We start from the raw sequence: 24,662 nt of genomic DNA, 5'->3' as shown, positions 1-24,662 counted from the left end.
TAAAGAAGAAGCTAAGGGCTATTTGGCATTTTGGTGCGATGTTGCCATTGATGCCAAGTTAGAACCGTTTCGCAAATTTGTAAACACCATCAAAGCACATTGGTCTGGTATAGTCTCTTATTTTGAGAATAGAGGCGTTACCAATGGTGTGCTAGAAGGTATTAACTCTAAAATTCAACTGGCCAAAAGAAGAGCTAGGGGATACAGCAACGTAGACAACTTCATAAGAATGATCTACTACATGTCGGGTAAACTTGACATGGCCTACCCACACGATTCGTTATAGGGCCGGAATAATTTGTGAGAAACAAAGAATTTATCTTTATTTGCAAGAAAATTTAGTAAAACCAAACATGAATAACACATTCCCCACAGACGGAAATATTTCAGGGCTCAGCCGGAAAGATTTTCAAAAGGATATAAAGAACAAGGGAACCGACTTATTTATCCTTAAAAACAAATTGGGAATGGAAGTGGCCGTAACAAATTACGGATGCGCCATTCTATCTATTATGGTACCCGATAAAAACGGGAAATATGCCAACGTCGTTCTTGGACATGACAGCATCGACCACGTGGTTCAAAGTCCGGAACCTTTCCTCAACACCACCATCGGACGTTATGGCAACCGCATTGCCAAAGGAAAATTCACACTGTTCGGAGAAGAACATGAGCTGACCGTAAACAACGGTCCCAACTCCCTGCATGGAGGTCCTACAGGATTCCACGCTCGTGTATGGGACGCTACCCAAATTGATGAAAGCACCATACTGTTCAACTACACTTCCGCCGATGGAGAAGAGGGATTTCCCGGAAAATTGGAGGTAGAGATGAGTTATCGTGTGGAAGAGGATATCAACGCGTTAACCATAGAATATCGCGCTACCACCGATAAAGCAACCGTAGTAAACCTCACCAATCACGGTTTCTTCAACCTTTCGGGAATAGCCAAGCCGACTCCTACCGTAGAAAACCATATCGTCACAATCAATGCCGACTTCTATACTCCCATCGACGAAGTATCTATACCTACGGGAGAGATAGCGAAAGTGGAAGGAACCCCGATGGATTTCCGCACACCGCACGCAATAGGCGAACGCATCAACGAAAAGTTCCAACAATTAGTATTCGGGAGCGGATATGACCATTGCTATGTTTTAAACAAAACAGAAACCGGTTCGCTCGATCTTGCCGCCACATGCAAAGATCCCGAAAGCGGACGCGTAATGGAAGTATATACCACAGAGGCGGGAATGCAGATATATACCGGCAACTGGCTGAATGGATTCGAAGGAGCACACGGAGCTACATTCCCTGCGCGAAGCGCTGTTTGCTTCGAAGCGCAATGTTTCCCCGACACGCCCAACAAACCGCATTTCCCATCCGCCACCTTGCTTCCGGATGACGAATATCAGCAAATAACGGTTTACAAATTCGGAGTAGAAGAATGATGATCAATCCATAGCATATATACAACAAACAAATATTTAAATATCAATAAAGTAAACATATTATGGACAACGTAAAAAAACAAAGTTATTTAGGGCCATTTATTACAATGGTAATCCTAATGTCGTTAGTGGGTCTTATCACCAACATTAACCAACAATTCCAGGCGCCGATGCAAGCAGCTTTCTTAAAGGAAGCGATACCTGTAAAAGATATGCTTGCCACGTTCATCAACTTCTCATTCTTCCTGGCATACCTCTTAATGGGTAATCTTAGTGCCAACACCATTCAGAAGCATGGCTACAGAAGCACGCTCGTCAGAGGACTGATTATTCTTTTGTTCGCATTCGGAATATTCGAAATATCGGCTCTTCTGTTCGACAGGTTCCCTGCATACATCGCCTTTGGCGAAAGTGTCAGAGTGCCGCATGCATATTTCGTATTCGTATTGGGCTCGTTTGTTGCTGGAACGGCGCTTACTTTCTTACAGGCCGCCATCAATCCTTATCTTGTGGCGTGCGATGTAAAGGGAACAAGCGCAGTGCAACGCCAGACAATAGCCGGAGCGGGTAACTCTACGATGACAACCATCGGCCCGTTATTGGTAGCATACGTAATCTTCGGAGGCGTATCTTCCGAACAAATACAGATCAGCCAGCTCTACATTCCCATGGCTGTGCTGATAGCTATCGTAGGTGTACTGACTGTGGTATTGACCAAACTGAATTTACCGAACGTAGCAGGAGCAGCTTCGGAAGATGGAGCGGAAGAACTTACCGAAAGCGTATGGTCGTTCAGACATTTGGCTTTAGGAGTTGTCGCCATCTTCATGTATGTAGGTGTTGAAGTAGCCGTAGGAGCCAACATCAACCTGTACGCTCTCTCATTGAAAGACGTTGACGGAAACGCTCTTTTCACAGTAGCCAGCGCCGCTCAATTAGCAGCATTGTACTGGGGAGGAATGTTAGTAGGCCGTCTCTGCGGAAGCTTCGTAAGCAAAATAAGCGCGCAAACACAACTTCTGGTAACGTCTGTCATCAGTACCATTCTGGTAGCAGCCACAGTGGTTACAAACAACCCGTTGCTTTTGGTCGGAGTAGGTCTGTTCCATTCCATTATGTGGCCGGCTATCTTCTCTCTTGCCATTGCGAAACTTGGCAAATACACATCCAAAGGTTCGGGCGCTCTGATGATGGGTGTGGTAGGCGGAGCCATACTGCCCTTCACACAAGGAATAGCCGCCGGTATCGTAGGCTGGCAGATTACTTGGGTAATAGTTGTGATAGGCGAATTATACCTTATATATTATGCGCTCATCGGTCATAAAGTAATCAAAAGCGCAGAGTAATAAGAATCATAAGAAAGATACAAGAATTTATCAACCATTAATAGTATAATATCATGGATATAGAACACGTAAGAAGCCGCTTCATCAAACATTTCGACGGTACCACCGGTTTTGTATATACTTCTCCGGGACGTATCAACCTTATCGGCGAACACACCGACTACAACGGAGGATTTGTGTTTCCGGGAGCGGTGGATAAAGGCATCATGGCCGAAATCAAACCGAATGGAACCGACAAAGTAAAGGCGTATTCCATCGATCTGAAAGATTATGTAGAGTTCGGACTGAAAGAAGAAGACGCTCCCCGCACCAGCTGGGCGAGATACATCTTCGGCGTATGCCGTGAAATGATAAAGCGAGGAGTAGATGTAAAAGGATTCAATACCGCTTTCGCAGGCGATGTGCCTCTGGGCGCGGGTATGTCTTCGTCGGCAGCTTTGGAAAGCACCTATGCTTTTGCCTTAAACGAGCTCTTCGGTGAAGGAAAGATAGACAAATTCGAATTGGCTAAGGTGGGACAGGCAACGGAGCACAACTACTGTGGAGTAAAGTGCGGCATTATGGACCAGTTCGCTTCCTTGTTCGGTAAGGCGGGCAGCTTGATTCGTCTGGATTGCCGTTCGTTGGAGTACAAATATTTCCCGTTCAACCCGAAAGGCTACCGGTTGGTTCTGCTGGACTCGGTGGTAAAGCACGAGTTAGCTTCCTCGGCATATAACAAACGCCGTGAAAGTTGCGAGAATGCCGTTGCCGCTATCAAGAAGAAACATCCGCATGTGGAATTCCTGCGCGACTGCACGATGGAAATGTTGGAAGAAGCCAAAAACGATATCAGCGCGGAAGACTACATGCGCGCAGAATATGTGATTGAAGAGATCCAACGCGTTCTCGATGTATCCGACGCTCTCGAAAAAGACGATTACGAAACCGTAGGACAGAAAATGTATGAAACCCATCACGGAATGAGCAAACTCTACGAAGTGAGCTGCGAAGAACTCGATTTCCTGAACGATTGCGCCAAGAAATATGGGGTAACCGGTTCGCGCGTAATGGGCGGAGGCTTCGGAGGCTGCACCATCAATCTCGTAAAAGAGGAATTGCACGACAACTTCGTGGAGAAGACCAAAGAAGAGTTCAGAGCTAAGTTCGGCAGGAATCCTAAAGTCTACGAAGTAGTTATCAGCGACGGTTCTCGCCGGTTGCTATAAAGGATACATTAAAAGATGGTGGTTACAGTTCTTCTCGAGATAGACCTCACCATCTATACGAAACCACGAGCCCGGAAGTTCAACAATGATACTTCCGGGTTCGCTTTGTATATACAACCTCCGGCAGAATGCTGTGATGCGCTCTGCGAGAGACACAAGCGAGATCGGAAAAGAGCGGCAAAATTTGTCGTTAAATCTGTTTAATTAATAAAAATTACATTATCTTTGCTACAAAAGGTTCAAAGCGTAAGCAATCAAACGCTGCAAATATGAACAAACAAATATCGCATGAGAGAAACGGTAGACAATCTGTACGGCCTTTGCGGCAAATTCTTTTTATTTCTCATTCCTACCCTCTTGCTATTGGCGGGATGCAGCTCGCGAGTCAGCCATAAAGCGGAGTCGAGAGAGTACTACCTGAGCCTCGAAAATAAGCTGAAAGATATCAAACACGAAGAGAGTCTCAAAGAACTATTGGAGCATTACCGATCCGTCAACGACCGATTCGCCCTGATGCTGTGTTACAAGCAGTTGGGCAAAATACAAAGGGAGAATGCCCGCTTCTCGGATGCTATTGCCAGTCATCAGGAAGGACTTACATTGGCGTATTCGCTCACCGACACTATAGAGATTGTGCAAGCGCTCAATAATTTAGGAACCAACTTCCGCCGTATCGGAGCATTGGCCGAAGCGGCCGATTACCACTACCGCGCACTCGAACATGCGGAAGCTTATTCGGGCAAGCTCTCGCCCGAAGGGAAAAAGAACCGGGTGGTATCGATGAACGGCATTGGAAATGTCAGCCTGACACTGGGATACTACGACGACGCCGAGAAGTTCTTTCGCCTTTCGCTTTCTGATGAAATAGCGCTAAAGAGCCCTATCGGGCAAGCTATCAATTTGGCTAATCTGGGAGCTATTTTCGAAGAGAGGGAACAATACGATTCGGCAGAAGTGTATTACCGTCGATCGATGGAACAGAACCGCATAGGCGATTCTGAAATGGGCATGGGGTTGTGCAACATACATTTGGGACATTTATACAAGAAACAAAAGCTCTATGCCACCGCACTCGAACACTATACCAAAGCCTATGAACAGATGGATCGTATCTCCGACCGATGGCATTGGCTTGAAGCATGTATCGCAATGGCGGAGATACATCTGCTCACACACAATGATGAGGGTTTCAACCGCTATATTATACGTGCCGAACAGACTGCCACGGAAATTTCTTCGCCGGAGCATCTGGTTACTATCTATCGGTTGCAACACGATTTCGATTTCCGTCTTCAGCACTTCGATAAAGCATTGAAACACTACAAAGCAAGTGAAGCGCTTGAGGATAGTGTAAGGGGTGTGCAGAAAGCAAACCGGTACATCGACCTCCGCCTGAACTTCGAACGGGATAAAAACACCCGGAGTCTGCAACGTATCGAGGCTGAGAACCGTGCCGACAAGATGCGCAGACAGATTACCCTTTATTTGGTTCTCATTGCCTTTGCCTTTGCGCTTATCGTCTTGCTGTTGTTGTGGTATGCCTATCGACAACGCCTTCGCAGCAACCGGATACTACGGCAAGTGGAACGGGCGCGGACGGACTTCTTCACGGGAATCACGCACGAATTCCGTACACCGATCACCATTATACGAGGTCTCAACGAGCAATTGAAAGACCGTCACCGCCTTTCCGAGAGCGACCACGAACGCTACATCCAAGTCATCGACCGGCAAAGTAACCGCCTGCTCTCGCTTGTCAACCAGTTGCTCGACATCACACGGCTGCAAAGCGGAAGCGACCGCCCTCAATGGAAACGCGGCGATATCGTAAACTACCTGCGCATGAGTGTCGAAAACTATCAGTTATATGCGGAGAGAAAGCAGATACAGCTGAACTTCCAAAGCGGTGTGCTCGCCCAAGAAATGGACTTTGTGCCCTTTTACATCGATAAGGTGGTAAGCAACTTGATTTCCAATGCCATCAAGCATACTCCGGAGGGAGGACGCATCGACTTCCGTATCGATACGTCGCAGAACGAGACATTGCTTCTATGCGTGAGCGATACGGGTGTAGGGATAGATCCCGAAGACTTGCCCCGTATCTTCGAACTGTTCTACCATAACGAACGCTCGACCGACGACATGGGAACCGGTATCGGTCTCTCTTTCACACGCCTGTTGGTGGAGAAAATGAATGGAAAGATCGAAGTGGAGAGCACTCCCGGCAAAGGCGCCGCTTTTACCGTACGCTTGCCTCTCTACAACCGGAGCAAGGAAAACATCCTCCGGCTCGAAAAGAGCGAACGTCCCGTCGCAGACTCCGCACTCTTCTCCGCATCCGCTATTGCGACCGCAAATACCAAGCGGACGGATGAATACGGAACAGAGATCAAACCTGCGGCGAACGCTAATCCCAAGGCGCCCCTGCTGCTCATTGTGGAAGACAATGCCGATGTACGCCTATATCTGCAAACACTGCTTTCTCCATATTACCGACTGCTCACTGCCGCCGACGGTGAGGAGGGATTGGCCGTGGCCCGTGAGCATCTGCCCGACTTGATAGTGACCGACATTATGATGCCGCGGAAAGACGGTATCGCCCTGTGCACCGAGTTGAAGCAAGATGTGTTGGTCAATCATATCCCCGTCATCATGCTTACCGCCCGCAGCACCGACGAAGACCGCATAGCCGGGCTGCGATGCGGTGTGGAGGCTTATATACGTAAACCTTTTCAAGCGGAAGAGCTCTTTATCACCATCAATAATTTGCTTACCGCCCGGCGTCTTTTGCAAGAGAAATATACCCGGCTGACGCAGGACACCGCTTTCTTCACGGGCAGTTCGGCTTCGCAGGAAAACCGCATGCCGCGCGAAATCGCTTCTGCACACGGCAACTCTCCTATGCCTATGGAAGAAGTTCCTCCCATCGTTGCAGCTTCTCCCGAAAATAACGTTGCTACCAGCGAGGAAGAAAGACTCATGAATGACTGTTCCGCTAAAGATGACGCAACCTCCGCCACAGGCAGTGGCATCCCCGCACAAGAAGACACAAAAACAGGGACGAACGCAGTCGAGAGAGCCAACCTCGACTTCCTGAATGATGTGGTGGCATTAATCGACAGCCATATAGAAGACCCGCAACTGACTCCTACGTTCGTGGCATCGCATATGTTGCTCAGTCTTTCGCAACTCAATCGCAAACTGAATGCAATCACCGGAGCGCCCACTTCCCTGCATATCCTTCGCAGAAGGCTCATTCATGCCCGCCGGATGCTGGGCAATCCCCGATATTCCATCATGCAGGTAGCAGATTTATGCGGGTTCACCGACTCTTCACACCTAAGCCGCGCTTTCAAGAAAGAATACGGCATCACCCCCACAGCCTATCGCAACCAATAATTCTTGCGGTTCGGAAATTTTCACTGTCACCCATCGTACACAACTGTCATTTGACATGAAAGCATGCGTGCTCCGAAGTTAAACAAATGTTAATGCGCATATAGTACAAAACCATGCGCATATAGTACAAACCCTTTTTTACATAACAGGCTATCTTTGTTATATAATAAGTCAGGACAACCGGAGAAGGTACAAAAAAGACAGGAGATATATGTGAATAAATATCCTGTTTTCGACAATAGCATTATAAAATCTTCTTCAAGTCAGTAATGGCAGTTTCCTTCTCCGGTCTGCCTTGACAAGCTAACAAAGCGACCATTAACCTGTTGAAAACGAACTCTCCGTCATCGGTCAAGCGAACCCTCCGTCATCGGTTAAGCGAACCCTCCGTCATCGGACAGGCGAGCTCTACGTCATCGGTTATAGGAGGTTTATAGTATCAATCGGTAAAGAAGAGAGCCTATATATATCATATATATTAATGTACGCGTACATTAATATAATACAGTACCGCACATGGGCCATGCGAGAGAAAGACGGTATCGCCGCCATCGATATGATAATGAATGAGAAAGCTGTTTACTATCGGAATATAAACCTATAAAACTGAATAGATATGATAGAATTTGAAGTGAGATCCCGTAAAATGACTATCGGTAAGAACAAAGGTAAAACCATGTACTATGCCGTGCCCAAAGTGAGTAAACATCACCTTACAGCGTATCAACTCGAAAATGAGATTATCGCTGCCACTTCTCTTACAAGGGGAGATGTACGCAATGCGCTTACTTCGCTTGCCGAAGCGGTGAACCGCGCTCTGCAACGAGGCGACTCTGTCGACCTCGGCGACTTGGGAATGCTCAAAGTCATCATTAATCCTACGATGAAAGAGAAAGAAGAAGAAGTTACATCTGCCTCACTAAAGACTCCCATCGTGCGCTTTTATCCCAAGCAAAGTATGAGACAGGCATACAAAAGTGTACAGACGCGCGTAGTGAATTCTAAAGCACACTCCGCAGGCGGAACAATGCCTCTGCCACCCGGAGGAAGCGGAGGAGGCGAAGCGCCCGATCCTGCCGGATAAAGTAAGATCGGTTTCTCTAAATAAGTAGGACAAAGTTCTTCACTTATAGAACTACTGTGTCAACTCTTATTTTATAATTAACACTAAAAATTAAAACATTATGAAAACAACCCATTTCCTTGCAAGCACGGTGAAAGCAGCTTTCGCCCTTGCAGCAGTATTCACCCTCTCGTTCGCCATCGCCTCGTGCTCGAAGGACGATGACAACGAACCCAAAGTGCCTGCCAACACCATTGTCCTCGATGGTGTCACAATGCCGATAATCGATGCGGGAATAGATGAAGACGAATTAAATGAAGGCAACTACGATATAGTTCTCTTTGTGTCGGAAAATAAGGGCATTAAAATAATGGCGGGGAAAGAGCCCCACGATGGCAAGACTATCGACCTGACGAAGAAAGAGCCTGAACACGACGATTGGTATTGGAGCGTCGAATGCTATAACCCTGAGCTAATCTTCGATACTTATGGAGAACCCAAGACTTCATATCCTGTCTTCATGAGCGGCACGCTCTATGTAAAACTTCTCGGCAGCGAAGGCGGCAAGCCTGTCTTCAAAATCGTACTGAAGAACGGCAAGGTAAAAGGTGAAGGAGAGTATGGAGACGGCAAGGAGCACACCGTGAGCATCAACTGGAAAGGAAGTCTGAGGCTCGATGACTACTAATCAACCGGTAATATAGAAGCAGATAAGCATATATATGGTAGCTACATTATATATCTAAGTGTAATTAAACTAAGTTCATTAACCTTTAAACTATTTACATTATGGCAAATTATGGAGGTGAATTATCAAGTTTGGATTTTAGTAATCTAATTGGCGGTCCGCTGACAGCGGTAGTGGAAGCACAGTCGCAAGCAGCTCAAAGCACAGTCGACTTCATAAAAGCAATGGGATTCGATGATGAAGGTAAGCCACAATATGTCACTTTCAAGTATCCTAAAGAGACACAACCCTACGTGCCTGCTGTATTAAATGAGCAAGGACAGCAAGTAACACCTGCTGTTCCGGCTAAGACAGAAATGATGGAAATGCAGGTACCTTTCCTGACGCTCATCCCTATTCCTTTCATACGCGTAGAAGAAGCGACAGTAGATTTCAACGCCAAAATCAATGCGGTGGAAACTAAAGATACCTCTTCGGAATTAGGAGTAGGCGCTTCATTAAACTTCAAGCAGAAGTGGTGGAGAGGGTCGGTAAACCTGAAAGCATCGTTCTCGTATAAGAAGAGTACGACTACCGGCAATAAAGTAGATCGTACCTACTCCATGGCAGTTCATGTTCGTGCCGTACAAGATGAAATGCCCGGAGGTATGGAAAAGATGCTCGGTATCCTCGAGTCGTCTATGCTCGAGAAGAAAGCGACAGAATGATGACAGACTATTGTCCGTAACAACAGGTAGATACATCTGTCAGTAGTCAGTAATTATGAGTCCGGTAAAGCGTATCTGCATCCGGACTCATATTTCCCGAATAAAGGCAAAACATCTGATAAATAAAGAGAAAATGATAGAGTTAAGTGACTTTTTAGGCAATATCCTGTCTCAGATCAGCGAGGCAAGAAAGCAAGCCGACGAGGCAAGTATACGTATGGCCCGACAATATGCCGAAGACGAGCTGCTGCGGCATCTTCCCGTTCCCCGTGTACGCCTGCCCAACATGGAGATAACCATTCCCGTTTGTATCAAAGAAACTCGGAAAACAAGCGTATATGATCCTCAAAAGGGAATAGTGAGAAAAGAGCTGGTGCGCAATGTCTACAATACGATGCAGAAAGAATTCGTAAAAGCGTATCCGAAGCGGAAAGATTTGCAGAAAGGCTATATACATATCAACAAGCAGCTGCTGACCAATACCGACCGGCTGAAAGAACAATTGGAAAGAGAAAGAGAGATTGATCCGGTTGTGACACGTTACATAAACAAAGCTGTCGATGAGTTCGCCACTACCCGGAAGCTCTCGGGCAAGAACAAAGACGTTGTCATAGCAACCATGAAAGGCAAGCTCAACACAATCGTCAACGAAAGCATTCCACTTACTAAAGGCAGACTTACCGCCATAGGCATAACGCCCGAAAGCAATGAAATGAAAGAGCTCGAAGTGTCGGGGCAGCAACCCATGATGCTGAAACTCTCGGTCAAAGAAGAGGCTTTCGAGCTTATACGCAAAGAAGAAGAAGGGCAAAGAAAGGTAGAGGGCAAAGAAATAGACAATTACTTCCTGAGCATTGAATAACCATCAATATACGCGGCATATGAAACACTCGATAACCTTATTTACCGACAAGGCGCAGGAGCTGCTCCGTGAAGTCTCCTGCATAGCCGACCAAATGGAAAAGAGTTCTTCGGGACTTACGGAAATACTTAGCAAATGGCTGTCGGGAACCGAAGAGTTCCTGAAACAGTATAATTGTGCCGAGCAAGCCACCTTTGCAGCCATACGCGCTTCAGTGGTGGCTATCGGCGACAGAGGACCTACAGACAAAGGAGACTCTCTTTCCGACAGAAGAAAAAGAAGGAAACAACTCTTTGCACAATACATCAATGAAGGCGTAGAGTGTCTCTACCGGGTATATATGAGAGAAAATATCAAAGTAGAAGAAGCCCGTAAGCTCATTACTCAAGTGATACTCGTAGCCTTGCAGAACGGTCACCTTCACAGTCTCCCTCCCGACGGCCCGATGACAATGCCTCAGCTCACAACTTTCTACTCGACGCTTTATGCCGATAACGAGCTGCGCAAAGGGATTCATCAGGCATTGGCGCTTGTCTCCTACCCCGACATATTACGGCTGACAGACGAAACCCTCAGCAGAATAATCTATGCAAATCCCCGGCCGCACGATGGATGAATAACCATACCTATGCCCTTAACCTTAGGTCGAGAATAAAAGACTCTCCCGACATGATTGCCGCCGGACAGGCGAAACACGGGGGAAGGGAACACCGGACAATACACAGGGCATAAGAGAGGAAATCTCCTGCACCGCTCCCCGCCACTGGCAAGCAATAAGCAATCATTCCCGACAGCCCGGAATCCTGACCAAAAGCAAAAATTAAGCAGGTTTCCGGGTTGCGTATTGTATAGAAAAAGCTATCTTTGCAGGGAGTTCGAAAGACATCCATTAAATTCTACACAATATGAACGATAACAAGCTAATGAATCGCGCGGCGGACAACATCCGCATTCTTGCGGCCTCGATGGTCGAAAAAGCGAAGTCCGGACATCCGGGCGGCGCTATGGGAGGCGCCGATTTTATCAATGTGCTCTTCTCGGAGTTCTTAGTCTACGACCCCGAAAATCCCCGCTGGGAAGGACGCGACCGCTTCTTCCTCGATCCCGGTCACATGTCGCCGATGCTCTATTCTACACTGGCACTCACCGGCAAGTACACGTTGGAAGAGCTGAAGAACTTCCGCCAATGGGGAAGCCCTACACCGGGACATCCCGAAGTGGACGTGATGCGCGGCGTGGAGAACACCTCCGGTCCGCTGGGACAAGGGCATACGTTCGCCGTGGGGGCCGCCATCGCCGCCAAGTTCCTGAAAGCACGCTTTTGCGAGCTGATGGACCACACCATCTACGCTTACATTTCCGACGGGGGGATACAGGAAGAGATTTCACAGGGTGCGGGACGCATGGCCGGAACGCTCGGGCTCGATAACCTCGTCATGTTCTACGACGACAACGACATACAGCTTTCTACCGAGACCAAAGACGTGACCATCGAAAACACCGCCATGAAATACGAAGCATGGGGATGGAAGGTGATCAGCATCAATGGGCACGATGTAGACGAAATACGCTCCGCGCTCAACGAGGCAAAGGCGACCAAGGGACGTCCGGTGCTTATCATCGGCAAGACGGTGATGGGAAAAGGCGCCCGCAGGGCAGACGGAAGCAGCTACGAGGCCGATTGCGCCACTCACGGATCTCCGCTCGGGGGCGAGGCGTATGTAAACACTATCCGCAACCTGAACGGCGACCCTGAAAACCCGTTCGTAATCTTCCCCGAAACAGCCGGAATATACGCCAAACGCAAGGAAGAGCTGAAGCGCATCACGGCGGAAAAGCATTCGAAAGAGGCGGCTTGGGCGAAGGAAAACCCTGAAAAGGCAGCCAAGCTGAAGTTCTTCTTCTCGGGCAAAGCTCCGAAAGTGGACTGGGCGGCAATCGAGCAGAAGGCCGACGGAGCCACTCGCGCAGGTTCGGCTACGGTATTGGGCGCGCTTGCCACGCAGGTGGAGAATATGGTCGTTGCCTCCGCCGACCTTTCCAATTCCGACAAAACCGACGGTTTCCTTAAAAAAACGCGCGCGTTCAGTAAAGGGGACTTCAGCGGCGCTTTCCTTCAGGCAGGCGTTTCGGAGCTTACCATGGCATGCGTCTGCATCGGCATGTCGCTTCATGGTGGAGTGATCGCCGCATGCGGAACCTTCTTCGTTTTCTCCGACTATATGAAGCCGGCAGTGCGTATGGCCGCCCTGATGGAGCAACCGGTGAAGTTTATCTGGACTCACGACGCGTTCCGCGTAGGCGAAGACGGACCCACCCACGAACCTGTGGAACAGGAGGCGCAAATCCGCCTGATGGAAAAGCTGAAGAACCATAAAGGACAGAACTCGATGCTCGTTCTGCGTCCGGCAGACGTAGAAGAAACTACCGTTGCGTGGAAGCTCGCCATGGAAAACACGGCAACTCCCACAGGACTCATCTTCTCGCGCCAGAACATCGTCAACCTCCCGGCAGGAAACGCATACGCGCAAGCGGAAAAAGGCGCTTACATCGTGGCCGGTTCGGACGAGAACCCCGACGTGATTCTGGTGGCTTCGGGCTCGGAAGTATCTACTCTGGTGGCCGGCGCCGAGCTGCTCCGCAAAGAAGGCGTGAAGATACGCGTAGTATCGGCTCCTTCCGAAGGATTGTTCCGCAACCAACCCAAAGCGTATCAGGAAAGTGTTCTCCCTGAGGGAGCGAAGGTTTTCGGACTGACGGCAGGTTTGCCCGTAACGCTTCAGGGACTGGCGGGCGGCAACGGGAAGATATGGGGACTGGAGTCGTTCGGCTTCTCGGCTCCCTACAAGGTGCTCGACGAGAAATTAGGCTTTACTGCCGAAAACGTATATAACCAAGTAAAATCAATGCTCCAATGAAACTAATCGGATTGGCTGCCGACCATGCCGGCTTCGAACTGAAAGAGTACGTCAAGCGTTGGCTGGCAGAAAAAGGGTTGAACTGCAAAGATTTCGGGACAGACTCCGACGCAAGCGTCGACTATCCGGACTATGCGCATCCGCTGGCTTCGGCTGTGGAAGCGGGCGAATGCTATCCGGGCATCGCCATCTGCGGAAGCGGCAACGGCATCAGCATGACGCTGAACAAGCATCAAGGCATCCGCGCCGCTCTTTGCTGGAACGAGGAAATCGCCCGCCTGGCACGGTTGCACAACGACGCCAACGTGCTGGTGATGCCGGGACGCTTCGTCGACACCGCCGAAGCGGACAAGATTCTGACGGCGTTCTTCGCCGCAGACTTCGAAGGGGGCCGGCATCAAAGGCGTGTAGACAAGATACCTTGTAAATAAACAGAACCCGGAGAGCAATTCCGGTTCCGATTTATTACCTTTTTAGCGGAGCCTCTGTTCGGACAAAACAGAGGCTCCGCTGCATAACGACAAAGGCTCCGTTCGGACAAAACGGAGCCTCTGTCGTTTATTATACAGGCAAACACTCAACTTTTCACCCATTTATTCGCCGGAGTCGCAGAAAGTCGCTATCTTTACCCGGAATTTTGGATTATTCACCATTAACATGTAAACATTATGGCAAGCAGAAGACAACTGAAAAAGAACGTCAATTATATCGCAGGAGAATTATTCACGGAGTGTTTGGTAAACAGCATGTTCATTCCCGGCACAGACAAAGAGAAAGCCGACGAACTGATGAACGAAATACTGAAAATGCAAGATGATTTCATCTGCCGTGTCAGCCACACCGAACCGGGAAACGTGAAGGGCTTTTATAAAAAGTTCCGTCAAGACTTCAACGCGAAGGTCAATGAGATTATCGACGCAATCGAAAAACTCAACTAAAACGGAATGAAGAAAGCCATATACAGCTTTATCTATTATCGCTTGCTGGGATGGAAAACCCACGTCACCGTGCCCGATTACGACAAATGCGTAATATGCGCCGCGCCTCACACAACAAACTTCGACTTATTCATAGGGAAACTGTTTTACGGAGCATTAGGCCGTAAAACCAGCTTTATGATGAAGAAAGAATGGTTTTTCTTCCCTATGGGAATCTTCTTCAAAGCAGCGGGGGGCATTCCGGTAGACCGCGGACGAAAGACTTCGCTGGTAGACCAGATGGTGAATCACTTCGCCAAAAGCCGGAAGTTTCATCTGGCCATTACCCCCGAAGGAACCCGCAAGCCGAACCCCGACTGGAAGAAAGGGTTTTACTACATCGCTCTCAAAGCGCAAGTCCCTATCGTACTGATCGGCATCGACTACGAAAAGAAGACCATTACGGCAACAAAAGCCGTTATGCCTTCGGGCGAAATCGATAAAGACATGCGCGAAATCAAACTCTATTTCAAAGACTTCAAAGGGAAATATCCCGAGAATTTCGTTTTGGGAAAGATATAATGTAGAAGCATGAAAATCTCATTGATACAGACAGATATCGTTTGGGAAGACAAACAGGCAAATCTCCGTTCGCTTCACGAAAAGCTGCAAAGCCTCCGTGGAACAACGGAGATTGTTGTTTTGCCGGAGATGTTCTCCACCGGATTCAGCATGCGGAGCCATCTTCTTGCCGAACCTGTGGAAGGAGAAACCATCCGCACGCTCAAAGAGTGGGCCGCCCTGTACGGCACGGCTATATGCGGCAGCTATATGGCGGAGGATAAAGGAACATATTACAACCGCGCCTTTTTCCTGACACCGGAAGGGGATGAATTCTACTACGACAAGCGGCATCTTTTCCGCATGGGTGAAGAGCCCGCGCACTTCTCGAGCGGCAACCGCCGGCTTATCTTTACCTACCGGGAGTGGAACATCTGCCTGCTCGTGTGCTACGACCTGCGCTTCCCCGTATGGAGCCGGAACGTAAACAACGAGTACGACCTGCTGATTTACGTCGCCAACTGGCCGCTTGCCCGCCGCACGGCATGGGACACCCTGCTGCGTGCCCGCGCCATCGAAAACCAATGCTACGTTTGCGGCGTGAACCGGACAGGCTCCGATGCGAACGGGTTGGAGCACGACGGAGGAAGCGTGATTCTTTCGGCAACGGGAGAAACCATAGCCTCCCTGCCCGACAGAAAGGAAGGAATCGCCACAGCGGAAATCGGCCTGCCTGCTCTCAGACGATTCAGAGAGAAGTTTCCGGCATGGAAAGATGCAGACGTTTTCCGCCTGTAACGCCTGCACGAAACAAATGTTAAAAGAGTCTGAAACCGCAACAATACCTATAAATAAGTAGTTAATGGTATAAACATCTTTCGTATCTTTGTGGTGACCAAACAATAACCGCACAGACTTTGATCGCATATAACTTAATTTACAAATTTATGAAAACAAATCTCAGTTCTCAAATCACTCTCAACCGCGTCTCCCCCAAATATTACAGACCGGAGAATGCATTTGAAAAATCGGTCCTTACAAGACTTGAAAAAATTCCGACCGACATCTACGAATCGGTAGAAGAAGGGGCAAGCAGCATCGCCCGTGAAATAGCACAAACCATCCGCGAGAAACAAAAAGAAGGACGCTTTTGCGTATTGGCGCTTCCCGGAGGGAACTCCCCGAGCCACGTATATGCCGAACTCATCCGTATGCACAAAGCAGAAGGGCTGAGCTTCCGCAACGTAATCGTATTCAATATGTACGAATATTACCCGCTGAGCCCCGATGCGGTGAACAGCAACTTCAACGCTTTGAAGCAGATGTTCCTCGACCACGTGGACATCGACAAGCAGAATATCTTTACTCCCGACGGGACAATCGCCAAAGACACCATCTTCGAATACTGCCGCTTGTACGAACAGCGCATCGAGAGTTTCGGCGGCATCGATATCGCCCTTCTGGGAATCGGCCGTGTGGGAAACATCGCGTTCAACGAACCGGGTTCGCGCCAGAACTCCACCACCCGGCTGATACTGCTCGACAACGACTCGCGCAATGAAGCCGCAAAGAACTTCGGAAGCATCGAAAACACTCCGGTAAGCTCTATCACAATGGGAGTATCCACCATTCTGAGCGCCAAAAGAATATATCTGCTGGCATGGGGCGAAGAAAAGGCCGCAATGGTTAAAGCATGCGTGGAAGGGCCGATAACCGACACCATCCCCGCATCTTACCTGCAAACACACCGCAACGCCCACATTGCCATCGACCTTTCCGCCGCTTCGAACCTTACGCGTATCCATCGCCCGTGGCTGGTGACTTCGTGCGAATGGAACGACAAACTGATACGCAGCGCCATCGTATGGCTTTGCCAACTTACCGGAAAGCCGATTCTGAAGCTGACGAACAAAGATTACAACGAAAACGGACTGAGTGAACTTCTGGCTCTTTTCGGCTCGGCATACAACGTGAATATCAAAATATTCAACGATTTGCAGCATACCATCACCGGATGGCCGGGCGGCAAACCGAACGCCGACGATACTTACCGTCCGGAACGCGCCAAACCTTATCCGAAACGCGTGGTAATCTTCTCTCCGCATCCCGACGACGACGTTATCTCGATGGGAGGAACATTCCGCCGGCTGGTAGAACAAAAGCACGAGGTGCATGTGGCTTACCAGACTTCCGGAAACATTGCCGTGGGAGACGAAGAGGTAATCCGCTTCCTGCACTTCATCAACGGATTCAACCAGATATTCAACAATAACGAAGACAAGGTAATCAGCGAGAAATATGCGGAAATACGCAAATTCCTGAAGGAAAAGAAAGACGGCGACATGGACACTCGCGACATCCTGACCATCAAAGGACTCATTCGCCGCGGAGAAGCGCGCACTGCATGCGCTTACAACAACATCCCGTTGGATCGTTGCCACTTCCTCGATCTTCCTTTCTACGAAACCGGGAAAATCCAGAAAAATCCCATCAGCGAAGCCGATGTAGAGATTGTGCGCAACCTGCTCCGCGAAGTGAAGCCTCACCAAATCTTCGTGGCGGGCGACTTAGCCGACCCGCACGGAACGCACCGTGTTTGTACGGATGCCGTGCTTGCCGCCATCGACCTTGAAAAAGAAGAAGGAGCCAAATGGCTGAAAGATTGCCGCATCTGGATGTATCGCGGCGCATGGGCGGAATGGGAAATCGAGCACATCGAGATGGTTGTCCCCATCAGCCCGGAAGAATTGCGGGCCAAACGGAACTCCATCCTGAAACATCAGTCGCAAATGGAAAGCGCTCCTTTCCTCGGAAACGACGAACGCCTGTTCTGGCAACGCAGTGAGGAAAGAAACCGCGGCACCGCCGCTCTGTACGACCGCTTGGGCCTGGCTTCTTACGAAGCGATGGAAGCGTTTGTAGAGTACGTTCCGCTATAAATACATCAAAAATGACAGAAGAGTGGGAAGCCGATCGCTTCTCACTCTTTTTTTCTATATTCGCGAGATCATGATTCGGTTCGAAAACATACGTTCGGGAAAAGGCCATGCAAGCACGACGGCTGGCGCATGGGGAGCTTTTCTCAAAAATAATCCTCTTTTCCTGCCTGTTTCTCATTTAAAATTCTATCTTTGCTCCTATGAATGAAAAGCATTCATGCGCGGCCGTACTGTAAGCGAACCGACCGTCAGAATTTGAGAATTAACCGTTAATCCACAAAAGAATATGTATACAATACAAGCAAACCCCACCGGTACACGGAGCATAGAAGTATCCGACGAGAATCTGAAAACGATTGAGAAGTATGCTTTGTTCCGTCATCTGATCGACAGCAACGGCATCGTAGACGAGAACGTACTCGACAAACTGAAACTGAATATCCGTTCACTGATTGCCAGTCAAGAAGAGAACAGCAAGGATCTGCTCGACCTCTGCATCGACGTCATATACCACAACAATATGAAGGCGTTCGGCTTGCAGCAACTGATCAAGCTTTATCTCACTTGGCTTCCCGGTCAGGAGGAAGAAGGGGAGGAAGAATGATTACCGTAGACACTTGCGGAACAACCGCCTACAGCCCGCTCATTCCGGCAATGAAAGCCATATACCGAGCAAGTCCGGGCGATACGCTCCGGATTATCATGAACCGTACCGATGCTTTTCAGGACTTGAAAGAATATCTTTCCGAGCAAGGAATCGGCTTTCGTGAAATTTACGACGGAGAGTGCATGACCATTCAGTTTACAGTCGGCAGCACGCTGTAAGCCTCGGTGCAGTGTACGAGCCTCATCCGGCAAGCCATTGGAAAAAACTCTTATTATCCGTATCTTTGCGGCATGAATGATTATAAACTGACCGACTGGCTTCCCACGACCAAAAAAGAAGTGGAACTTCGCGGATGGGACGAACTGGATGTGATTCTCTTCAGCGGCGACGCGTATGTAGACCATCCTTCGTTCGGGGCGGCGGTAATCGGACGCATCCTCGAAGCGGAAGGACTGAAGGTTGCCATTGTTCCCCAGCCCAACTGGCGGGATGACCTGCGCGACTTTAAGAAGCTGGGACGCCCCCGTCTGTTCTTCGGTGTTTCCGCCGGATGTATGGACTCTATGGTAAACAAATACACCGCCAACAAGCGTCTCCGCAGCGAAGACGCTTATACGCCCGACGGGCGGCCCGATATGCGCCCGGAATATCCTTCCATCGTTTACACGCAGATATTGAAAAAGCTCTACCCCGACGTTCCGGTGGTACTGGGAAGCATAGAGGCGAGCATGCGCAGACTGAGCCATTACGACTATTGGCAGGACGCATTGCGAAAAAGCATCCTTTGCGACAGCGGCGCCGACCTGCTGATTTACGGAATGGGAGAAAAGCCCATCATCGAGTTGGCTCGGAAGCTGGAAGAACACCAAAAACGGTCTGCCGACAGTGTGCCGTAGCCTTCTTTCAGCATACATCGCTCGCCGCTGAACGGCATTCCGCAGATAGCCTACGTGGCAAATGAAAAAGAGTTTGCGGACGAAGCGGGCGATATCCGGCTCTATTCGCACGAAGAATGCCTGTCGGACAAGAAGAAACAGGCGGCCAACTTCAGGCACATCGAAGAGGAATCGAACAAATACAGCGCGTCGCGCATCACGCAGTCGGTGGGCAACCGCATCGTCGTGGTGAATCCTCCCTACCCTCCCATGAGCGAGGAAGAGCTCGACCGTTCGTTCGACCTGCCTTATACGCGTTTGCCCCATCCCAAATACAAAGGCAAACGGATTCCGGCATACGACATGATCAAGTTCTCCGTCAACATCCATCGCGGATGCTTCGGCGGGTGCGCTTTCTGTACCATCTCCGCCCATCAGGGCAAGTTTATTGTGAGCCGCAGCAAAGAGTCTATCCTGAAAGAGGTGCGGAAAGTGACACAACTGCCCGACTTCAAAGGTTACTTGAGCGATTTGGGAGGTCCGTCGGCCAACATGTACCGCATGAAAGGACGCGACGAATCCGTATGCCGGAAGTGCAAGCGTCCTTCTTGCATACATCCGAAGGTTTGTCCGAACCTGAATACCGACCACCGTCCGCTGCTCGATATCTACAAGTCGGTAGACGCTTTGCCGGGAATCAAGAAGTCTTTCATCGGAAGCGGCGTGCGTTACGACCTGTTGCTTCATCAAAGTAAAGATGCCGAAACGAACCGCAGCGCAACCGAATACACGCGCGAGCTGATTACCCGCCACGTAAGCGGACGTCTGAAAGTGGCTCCCGAACATACGAGCGACCGGGTATTGGCAGTGATGCGGAAGCCTTCTTTCGAACAATTCGAGCAATTCAAACGGATATTCGACCGAATCAACCGGGAAGAGAATCTGCGGCAACAGCTCATTCCCTACTTCATTTCCTCACACCCCGGCTGCCGAGAAGAAGATATGGCGGAGCTGGCTGTCATAACCAAACGGCTCGACTTTCATCTGGAGCAGGTGCAGGACTTCACGCCCACTCCGATGACCGTAGCTACCGAAGCATGGTACACAGGATACCATCCTTACACACTGGAGCCGGTGTTCAGCGCGAAAACGCAACGGGAGAAGCTGCGTCAGAGACAGTTCTTTTTCTGGTATAAACCGGAGGAACGCCGGAACATCGTGAGCGAACTGAAACGCATCGGACGGCAGGACCTGATAGACCGGCTGTATGGAAAGAAAAAACAGGCAAGACGATAGTTCCGGATAAAGCAGTCATTCCGATTCCGAAAGCGGAATAATCCGGGAATAAACAGCCTGCCAGAACGTAGAAAAGCGGATAAAGCCGCATATCGTAGAATGAAGAAAAAAACTTTATCCTTTTCTCCCAAAGGGTTATTCTCTGTAACGATAAAGCTGCATATCGTAGAAAAAAGACTTCTTTCAACGCTTCGTCTGTCACCCTGCCTCTGATTGATAAAGCTGCATATCGTAGAAAAAAGATCGGCAGTGCCGCTAAAAGTATGTGCCTGAAAAGGCAGACAACCTCTACACCGGAAGCTTGTACGGACAGATCCGACATTGAAACCGGGAGCAAAGAGCCGGTCAGTCTCCTACCGGCATCGCAACCATCTCTTGCAACACGCTGACCGCCGTTTCCACATTCCCCACATCTTTCACCACCATGCTCCGTCTTCCGTTCTGTTCACGCAAGTCGCAGCGACGGGTGTATTTCATCATATACTCTATCGCTTGGCCGAAAGCCCGGCTTTGATAGAACGGACTGTCGGGGTTGGAAACGAAAAAGAGCGTCATCCTCTCTCCTTTCAGGAATATCTTCTCCGCTCCGAGTCGCGCTCCCAAGCGTCGGAGAGGTACCACACGCAGCAGTTCCTCCGTTTCGGGCGGCACCGTTCCGAAGCGGTCTTCGAGCCGTGTACGGAAAGCGTCCACCTCTTTGTCGAGCGTCAGACCGTCGAGTTCGCGATAGAGCAGCATACGCTCGCTGCTTCCCGTCACATAATCCGCCGGAAGCAGTATCTCCAGATCGCTTTCGATCTGGCATTCGTCGACAAACAGCTCGCCGCTGATCTCTTTCGATTCTTTTATCTCATCCGCATACAGCTCGGCAAATTCATCATTCTTCAATTCGTGCACCGCCTCAGCCAATATTTTCTGATAAGTTTCGTAACCTAAATCGGCGATGAAACCGCTTTGCTCCGCCCCCAACAGGTTGCCCGCCCCGCGTATGTCGAGGTCTTGCATGGCGATATGAATACCGCTTCCCAAGTCGCTGAAGTTTTCAATCGCCTGAAGGCGCCGTCTGCCTTCGGTAGTCAGGCTGCTCAGCGGAGGAGCCAGCAAGTAACAAAAAGCCTTTTTATTGCTTCGCCCCACCCGCCCGCGCATCTGGTGCAAATCGCTCAGGCCGAAGTTCTGCGCCTGATTGATGATAATGGTATTCGCGTTCGGGATATCGATGCCGCTTTCGATAATGGTAGTGGCGAGCAGCACGTCATAGTCGTAGTTCACAAAGTCGAATATTACCTTCTCCAGCTCGGCGGGTTCCATTTGCCCGTGCCCTATCGCCACCCGGCAGTCGGGAATATGACGAAGAATCATGGCTTTCAGCTCCGGCAGGTTGGCAATCCGGTTGTTCACGAAGAAAACCTGCCCGTTGCGACTCATTTCAAAGCCTATGGCATCGGCAATCACCTCTTCGTTGAACGTATGCACTTCGGTCTGAATGGGGTAACGGTTGGGCGGAGGCGTAGAGATAACACTCAAGTCGCGCGCCCCCATCAGTGAGAATTGGAGGGTACGCGGAATGGGCGTGGCGGTCATGGTCAGCGTATCCACGTTCACTTTCATCTGTCGCAGCTTTTCTTTCACCGAAACGCCGAACTTCTGTTCTTCGTCGATAATGAGCAATCCCAAGTCTTTAAAGCGCACATCCTTCCCCAGAATACGATGGGTGCCGATAAGTATGTTCACTTCTCCTTCCTTCAACTCTTTCAGCACGGCTTTCGCCTGTGCCGCCGTACGGGCCCGACTCAGGTACTCCACCCGGCAAGGCAGACCTTTCAACCGTTCGCGGAAAGTCCGGAAATGCTGGTAAGCAAGTACCGTAGTCGGCACGAGCACGGCCACCTGCTTATTGTCCGCCACTGCCTTAAACGCGGCACGGATCGCCACTTCCGTCTTGCCAAATCCCACATCTCCGCACACCAGACGGTCCATCGGACGTTCGCTTTCCATATCCGTCTTCACGTCCGCCGTAGCCTTGCTTTGGTCGGGCGTATCTTCGTATATGAACGACGCCTCCAATTCCCGCTGCAAAAAGCTGTCGGGACTGTAGGAAAAGCCTTTTTCCTGTCGGCGTTGCGAATAAAGCTTAATAAGGTCGCGGGCAATGTCCTTAATCTTCGTCTTTGTACGCTCCTTCAGTTTTTCCCAAGCACCCGTTCCCAATTTATTCAAGCGCGGAGGCTCTCCTTCTTTTCCTTTGTATTTGGAGACCTTGTGCAATGAATGGATGGAGACGAACACCACGTCCTCGTTCTGATAGATGAGCTTTATCACCTCCTGCGTAGTGTCTCCATTCGGAACCCGTATCAATCCGGCAAAGCGCCCGATGCCGTGGTCGGTATGCACCACATAATCGCCGGGAGTGAACTGGTTCAGCTCTTTCAGCGACAACGTTACTTTCCCCGAACGAGCCTTGTCGCTCTTCAGGTTGTATTTATGAAAACGGTCGAAAAGCTGATGATCGGTAAACACACACATCCGCAACGTATCATCCGCGAACCCTTCATGAAGGGTTCGTTGAACGGGAGTAAAGGAAATATGCTCTTTGCGGTCTTCAAAGATGGCCTTGATGCGGTCGGTCTGCTTTGTACTGTCACTGCAAACAAAGAGCGAATATCCTTTTCCGATATAATCTCTGAAAGCATCGGATACCAGGTCGAAATTCTTGTGGAAAATGGGCTGGGCGGAAGTCTCAAAAGAAACACTCGCATCGGGTACGCCTGTCGGCTTGTTGCCGAACTCCATTCGGCGGAAATCGAGCGCGCGCGACATAAACTCGCTGCCGTCTATCAATTTTCCCTCGGGCGTGATGCCTCCGTTCTCTTCGGCTTCCTGCACGGCAATGGCTTGCGGTGTCAAAGCCTCGTCGTGCACGGCCTGAATGCGTTCGCGCAACCACAGGAAGTCGCGCATCGCCAGCACAGTCTCTCCGGGAATAAAATCGAGAAAAGAGGTCGTCACTTCACCCGTCACCGCCAAGTCGGGAACAATCATTATCCCGTTTTTCTTTTCCCGCGAAAGTTGCGACTCCACCTCGAACGTGCGGATACTCTCCACTTCATCGCCGAAAAAATCGATGCGGTAAGGGTATTCGGAAGCAAAAGAAAAAACGTCGATAATGCTTCCCCTCACGGCATATTGTCCGGGTTCATATACATAATCCACATATTCGAATCCGTAGCTATGCAGCACATCTGTAACAAACACCGTATCCACACGCTCCCCTACATTCAGCTTCAGGGTTTTATCGTTCAGCTCTTTGCGCGACACCACTTTCTCTGCCAATGCGTCGGGATACGTCACAATACACAGGCCTTTCTCTCCTTTTTCCAACCGGCTCAGTACTTCCGTACGCAGAATCTCATTGGCTGCGTCTTTCTGTCCGTACTTGACGGAACGGCGAAACGAAGAAGGGAAGAAAAGCACTTGCTCCGTTCCTAAAATCTGCGTGAGGTCGTGATAAAAATATCCCGCCTCTTCGAGATCGCCCAGAATAAAGACAAAAGGGCAAATGCCTCGACGCACCCACACCGATGAAGAAAGCGAAGCGGCAGAAGCGCACAGACCTCCGCAAAACACAGTCCGGATGGAAGGATCTTTCAAGATACGTTCCATCACCGCCATGTTGGGATGGGCGGCATATTGTTGCTGTAGTTCGGTTATAGTCATAAATATCATATTAACTCGCCACGAATTTGTAAAAACCCGTGGTACCATGCAATGAAAATCCACCGCAAAAGTACTAAATTATCCTTAGTTTTTCCTTTAACGAAAGGA

At 49.6% G+C, this 24,662-nt stretch carries 19 protein-coding genes and 1 pseudogene; 19 read left to right on the top strand and 1 reads right to left on the bottom strand.

Annotation, left to right across the window (positions count from 1 at the left end):
- The 19 genes and pseudogenes from C234_RS0113920 to C234_RS16555 form a co-directional block, all read left to right on the top strand.
- Positions 1–286: transposase (locus tag C234_RS0113920; protein WP_027325428.1), on the top strand; the 286-nt coding region annotated here is incomplete at its 5' end.
- 67 nt (positions 287–353) lie between these two features.
- A complete protein-coding gene (locus C234_RS0113915) occupies positions 354–1,451 on the top strand; it encodes an aldose epimerase family protein (RefSeq protein ID WP_027326254.1) in 1,098 nt (365 codons plus the stop codon).
- 62 nt (positions 1,452–1,513) lie between these two features.
- Positions 1,514–2,797 carry an MFS transporter gene (locus C234_RS0113910; RefSeq protein ID WP_027326253.1) on the top strand — a complete coding sequence of 428 codons (1,284 nt, stop codon included), beginning with the start codon at positions 1,514–1,516 and terminating at the stop codon, positions 2,795–2,797.
- Between the two features lie 53 nt (positions 2,798–2,850).
- Positions 2,851–4,005, top strand: coding sequence for a galactokinase (gene galK / locus C234_RS0113905; RefSeq protein WP_027326252.1), 1,155 nt, complete (start codon positions 2,851–2,853; stop codon positions 4,003–4,005).
- A 288-nt stretch (positions 4,006–4,293) separates the two neighbouring features.
- Positions 4,294–7,404, top strand: a complete 3,111-nt coding sequence (locus C234_RS16560) for an ATP-binding protein (protein ID WP_051290277.1) — start codon at positions 4,294–4,296, stop codon at positions 7,402–7,404.
- A gap of 616 nt (positions 7,405–8,020) precedes the next feature.
- Complete coding sequence (locus C234_RS0113895; protein ID WP_027326251.1) at positions 8,021–8,488, top strand: HU family DNA-binding protein; 468 nt, start codon at positions 8,021–8,023, stop codon at positions 8,486–8,488.
- A gap of 100 nt (positions 8,489–8,588) precedes the next feature.
- Complete coding sequence (locus tag C234_RS0113890) at positions 8,589–9,155, top strand: hypothetical protein (RefSeq protein WP_027326250.1); 567 nt, start codon at positions 8,589–8,591, stop codon at positions 9,153–9,155.
- A gap of 101 nt (positions 9,156–9,256) precedes the next feature.
- A complete protein-coding gene (locus C234_RS0113885) occupies positions 9,257–9,862 on the top strand; it encodes a DUF2589 domain-containing protein (RefSeq protein ID WP_027326249.1) in 606 nt (201 codons plus the stop codon).
- A gap of 133 nt (positions 9,863–9,995) precedes the next feature.
- Positions 9,996–10,724 carry a hypothetical protein gene (locus C234_RS0113880; protein WP_148295094.1) on the top strand — a complete coding sequence of 243 codons (729 nt, stop codon included), beginning with the start codon at positions 9,996–9,998 and terminating at the stop codon, positions 10,722–10,724.
- 19 nt (positions 10,725–10,743) lie between these two features.
- The gene (locus C234_RS0113875; protein WP_027326247.1) at positions 10,744–11,340 is read left to right on the top strand and encodes a hypothetical protein; all 597 of its coding nucleotides are present in this window, start codon (positions 10,744–10,746) and stop codon (positions 11,338–11,340) included.
- Between the two features lie 289 nt (positions 11,341–11,629).
- On the top strand, positions 11,630–13,642 hold the full coding sequence (locus C234_RS0113870) for a transketolase family protein (protein ID WP_027326246.1): 2,013 nt from the start codon (positions 11,630–11,632) through the stop codon (positions 13,640–13,642).
- A complete protein-coding gene (gene rpiB, locus C234_RS0113865) occupies positions 13,639–14,073 on the top strand; it encodes a ribose 5-phosphate isomerase B (protein ID WP_027326245.1) in 435 nt (144 codons plus the stop codon). The genes C234_RS0113870 and rpiB overlap by 4 nt, the downstream gene beginning before the upstream one ends.
- Positions 14,074–14,310: 237 nt before the next feature.
- Positions 14,311–14,580 carry a hypothetical protein gene (locus C234_RS0113860; protein ID WP_027326244.1) on the top strand — a complete coding sequence of 90 codons (270 nt, stop codon included), beginning with the start codon at positions 14,311–14,313 and terminating at the stop codon, positions 14,578–14,580.
- Positions 14,581–14,586: 6 nt separating this feature from the next.
- A complete protein-coding gene (locus C234_RS0113855; protein ID WP_027326243.1) occupies positions 14,587–15,141 on the top strand; it encodes a 1-acyl-sn-glycerol-3-phosphate acyltransferase in 555 nt (184 codons plus the stop codon).
- 9 nt (positions 15,142–15,150) lie between these two features.
- A complete protein-coding gene (locus C234_RS0113850) occupies positions 15,151–15,918 on the top strand; it encodes an amidohydrolase (RefSeq protein ID WP_027326242.1) in 768 nt (255 codons plus the stop codon).
- A 149-nt stretch (positions 15,919–16,067) separates the two neighbouring features.
- Entirely contained in the window at positions 16,068–18,059 is a 1,992-nt protein-coding gene (locus tag C234_RS0113845) for a glucosamine-6-phosphate deaminase (protein WP_027326241.1), read from the top strand.
- A 286-nt stretch (positions 18,060–18,345) separates the two neighbouring features.
- Entirely contained in the window at positions 18,346–18,663 is a 318-nt protein-coding gene (locus C234_RS0113835) for a hypothetical protein (protein WP_027326240.1), read from the top strand.
- The gene (locus tag C234_RS0113830) at positions 18,660–18,884 is read left to right on the top strand and encodes a sulfurtransferase TusA family protein (protein WP_027326239.1); all 225 of its coding nucleotides are present in this window, start codon (positions 18,660–18,662) and stop codon (positions 18,882–18,884) included. The genes C234_RS0113835 and C234_RS0113830 overlap by 4 nt, the downstream gene beginning before the upstream one ends.
- A gap of 72 nt (positions 18,885–18,956) precedes the next feature.
- Positions 18,957–20,837, top strand: a pseudogene (locus C234_RS16555) (YgiQ family radical SAM protein).
- A 345-nt stretch (positions 20,838–21,182) separates the two neighbouring features.
- Here C234_RS16555 and mfd read toward each other — a convergent pair.
- Entirely contained in the window at positions 21,183–24,554 is a 3,372-nt protein-coding gene (mfd, locus tag C234_RS0113820; RefSeq protein WP_027326238.1) for a transcription-repair coupling factor, read from the bottom strand.
- Between the last annotated feature and the right edge of the window lie 108 nt (positions 24,555–24,662).

It is taken from the genome of Bacteroides pyogenes DSM 20611 = JCM 6294 (assembly GCF_000428105.1).
GTDB classification, from domain to species: Bacteria; Bacteroidota; Bacteroidia; order Bacteroidales; family Bacteroidaceae; genus Bacteroides; species Bacteroides pyogenes.
The sequence above is the reverse complement of the archived record's forward strand: the minus strand, read 5'-3'. Positions and strand labels throughout refer to the sequence as shown.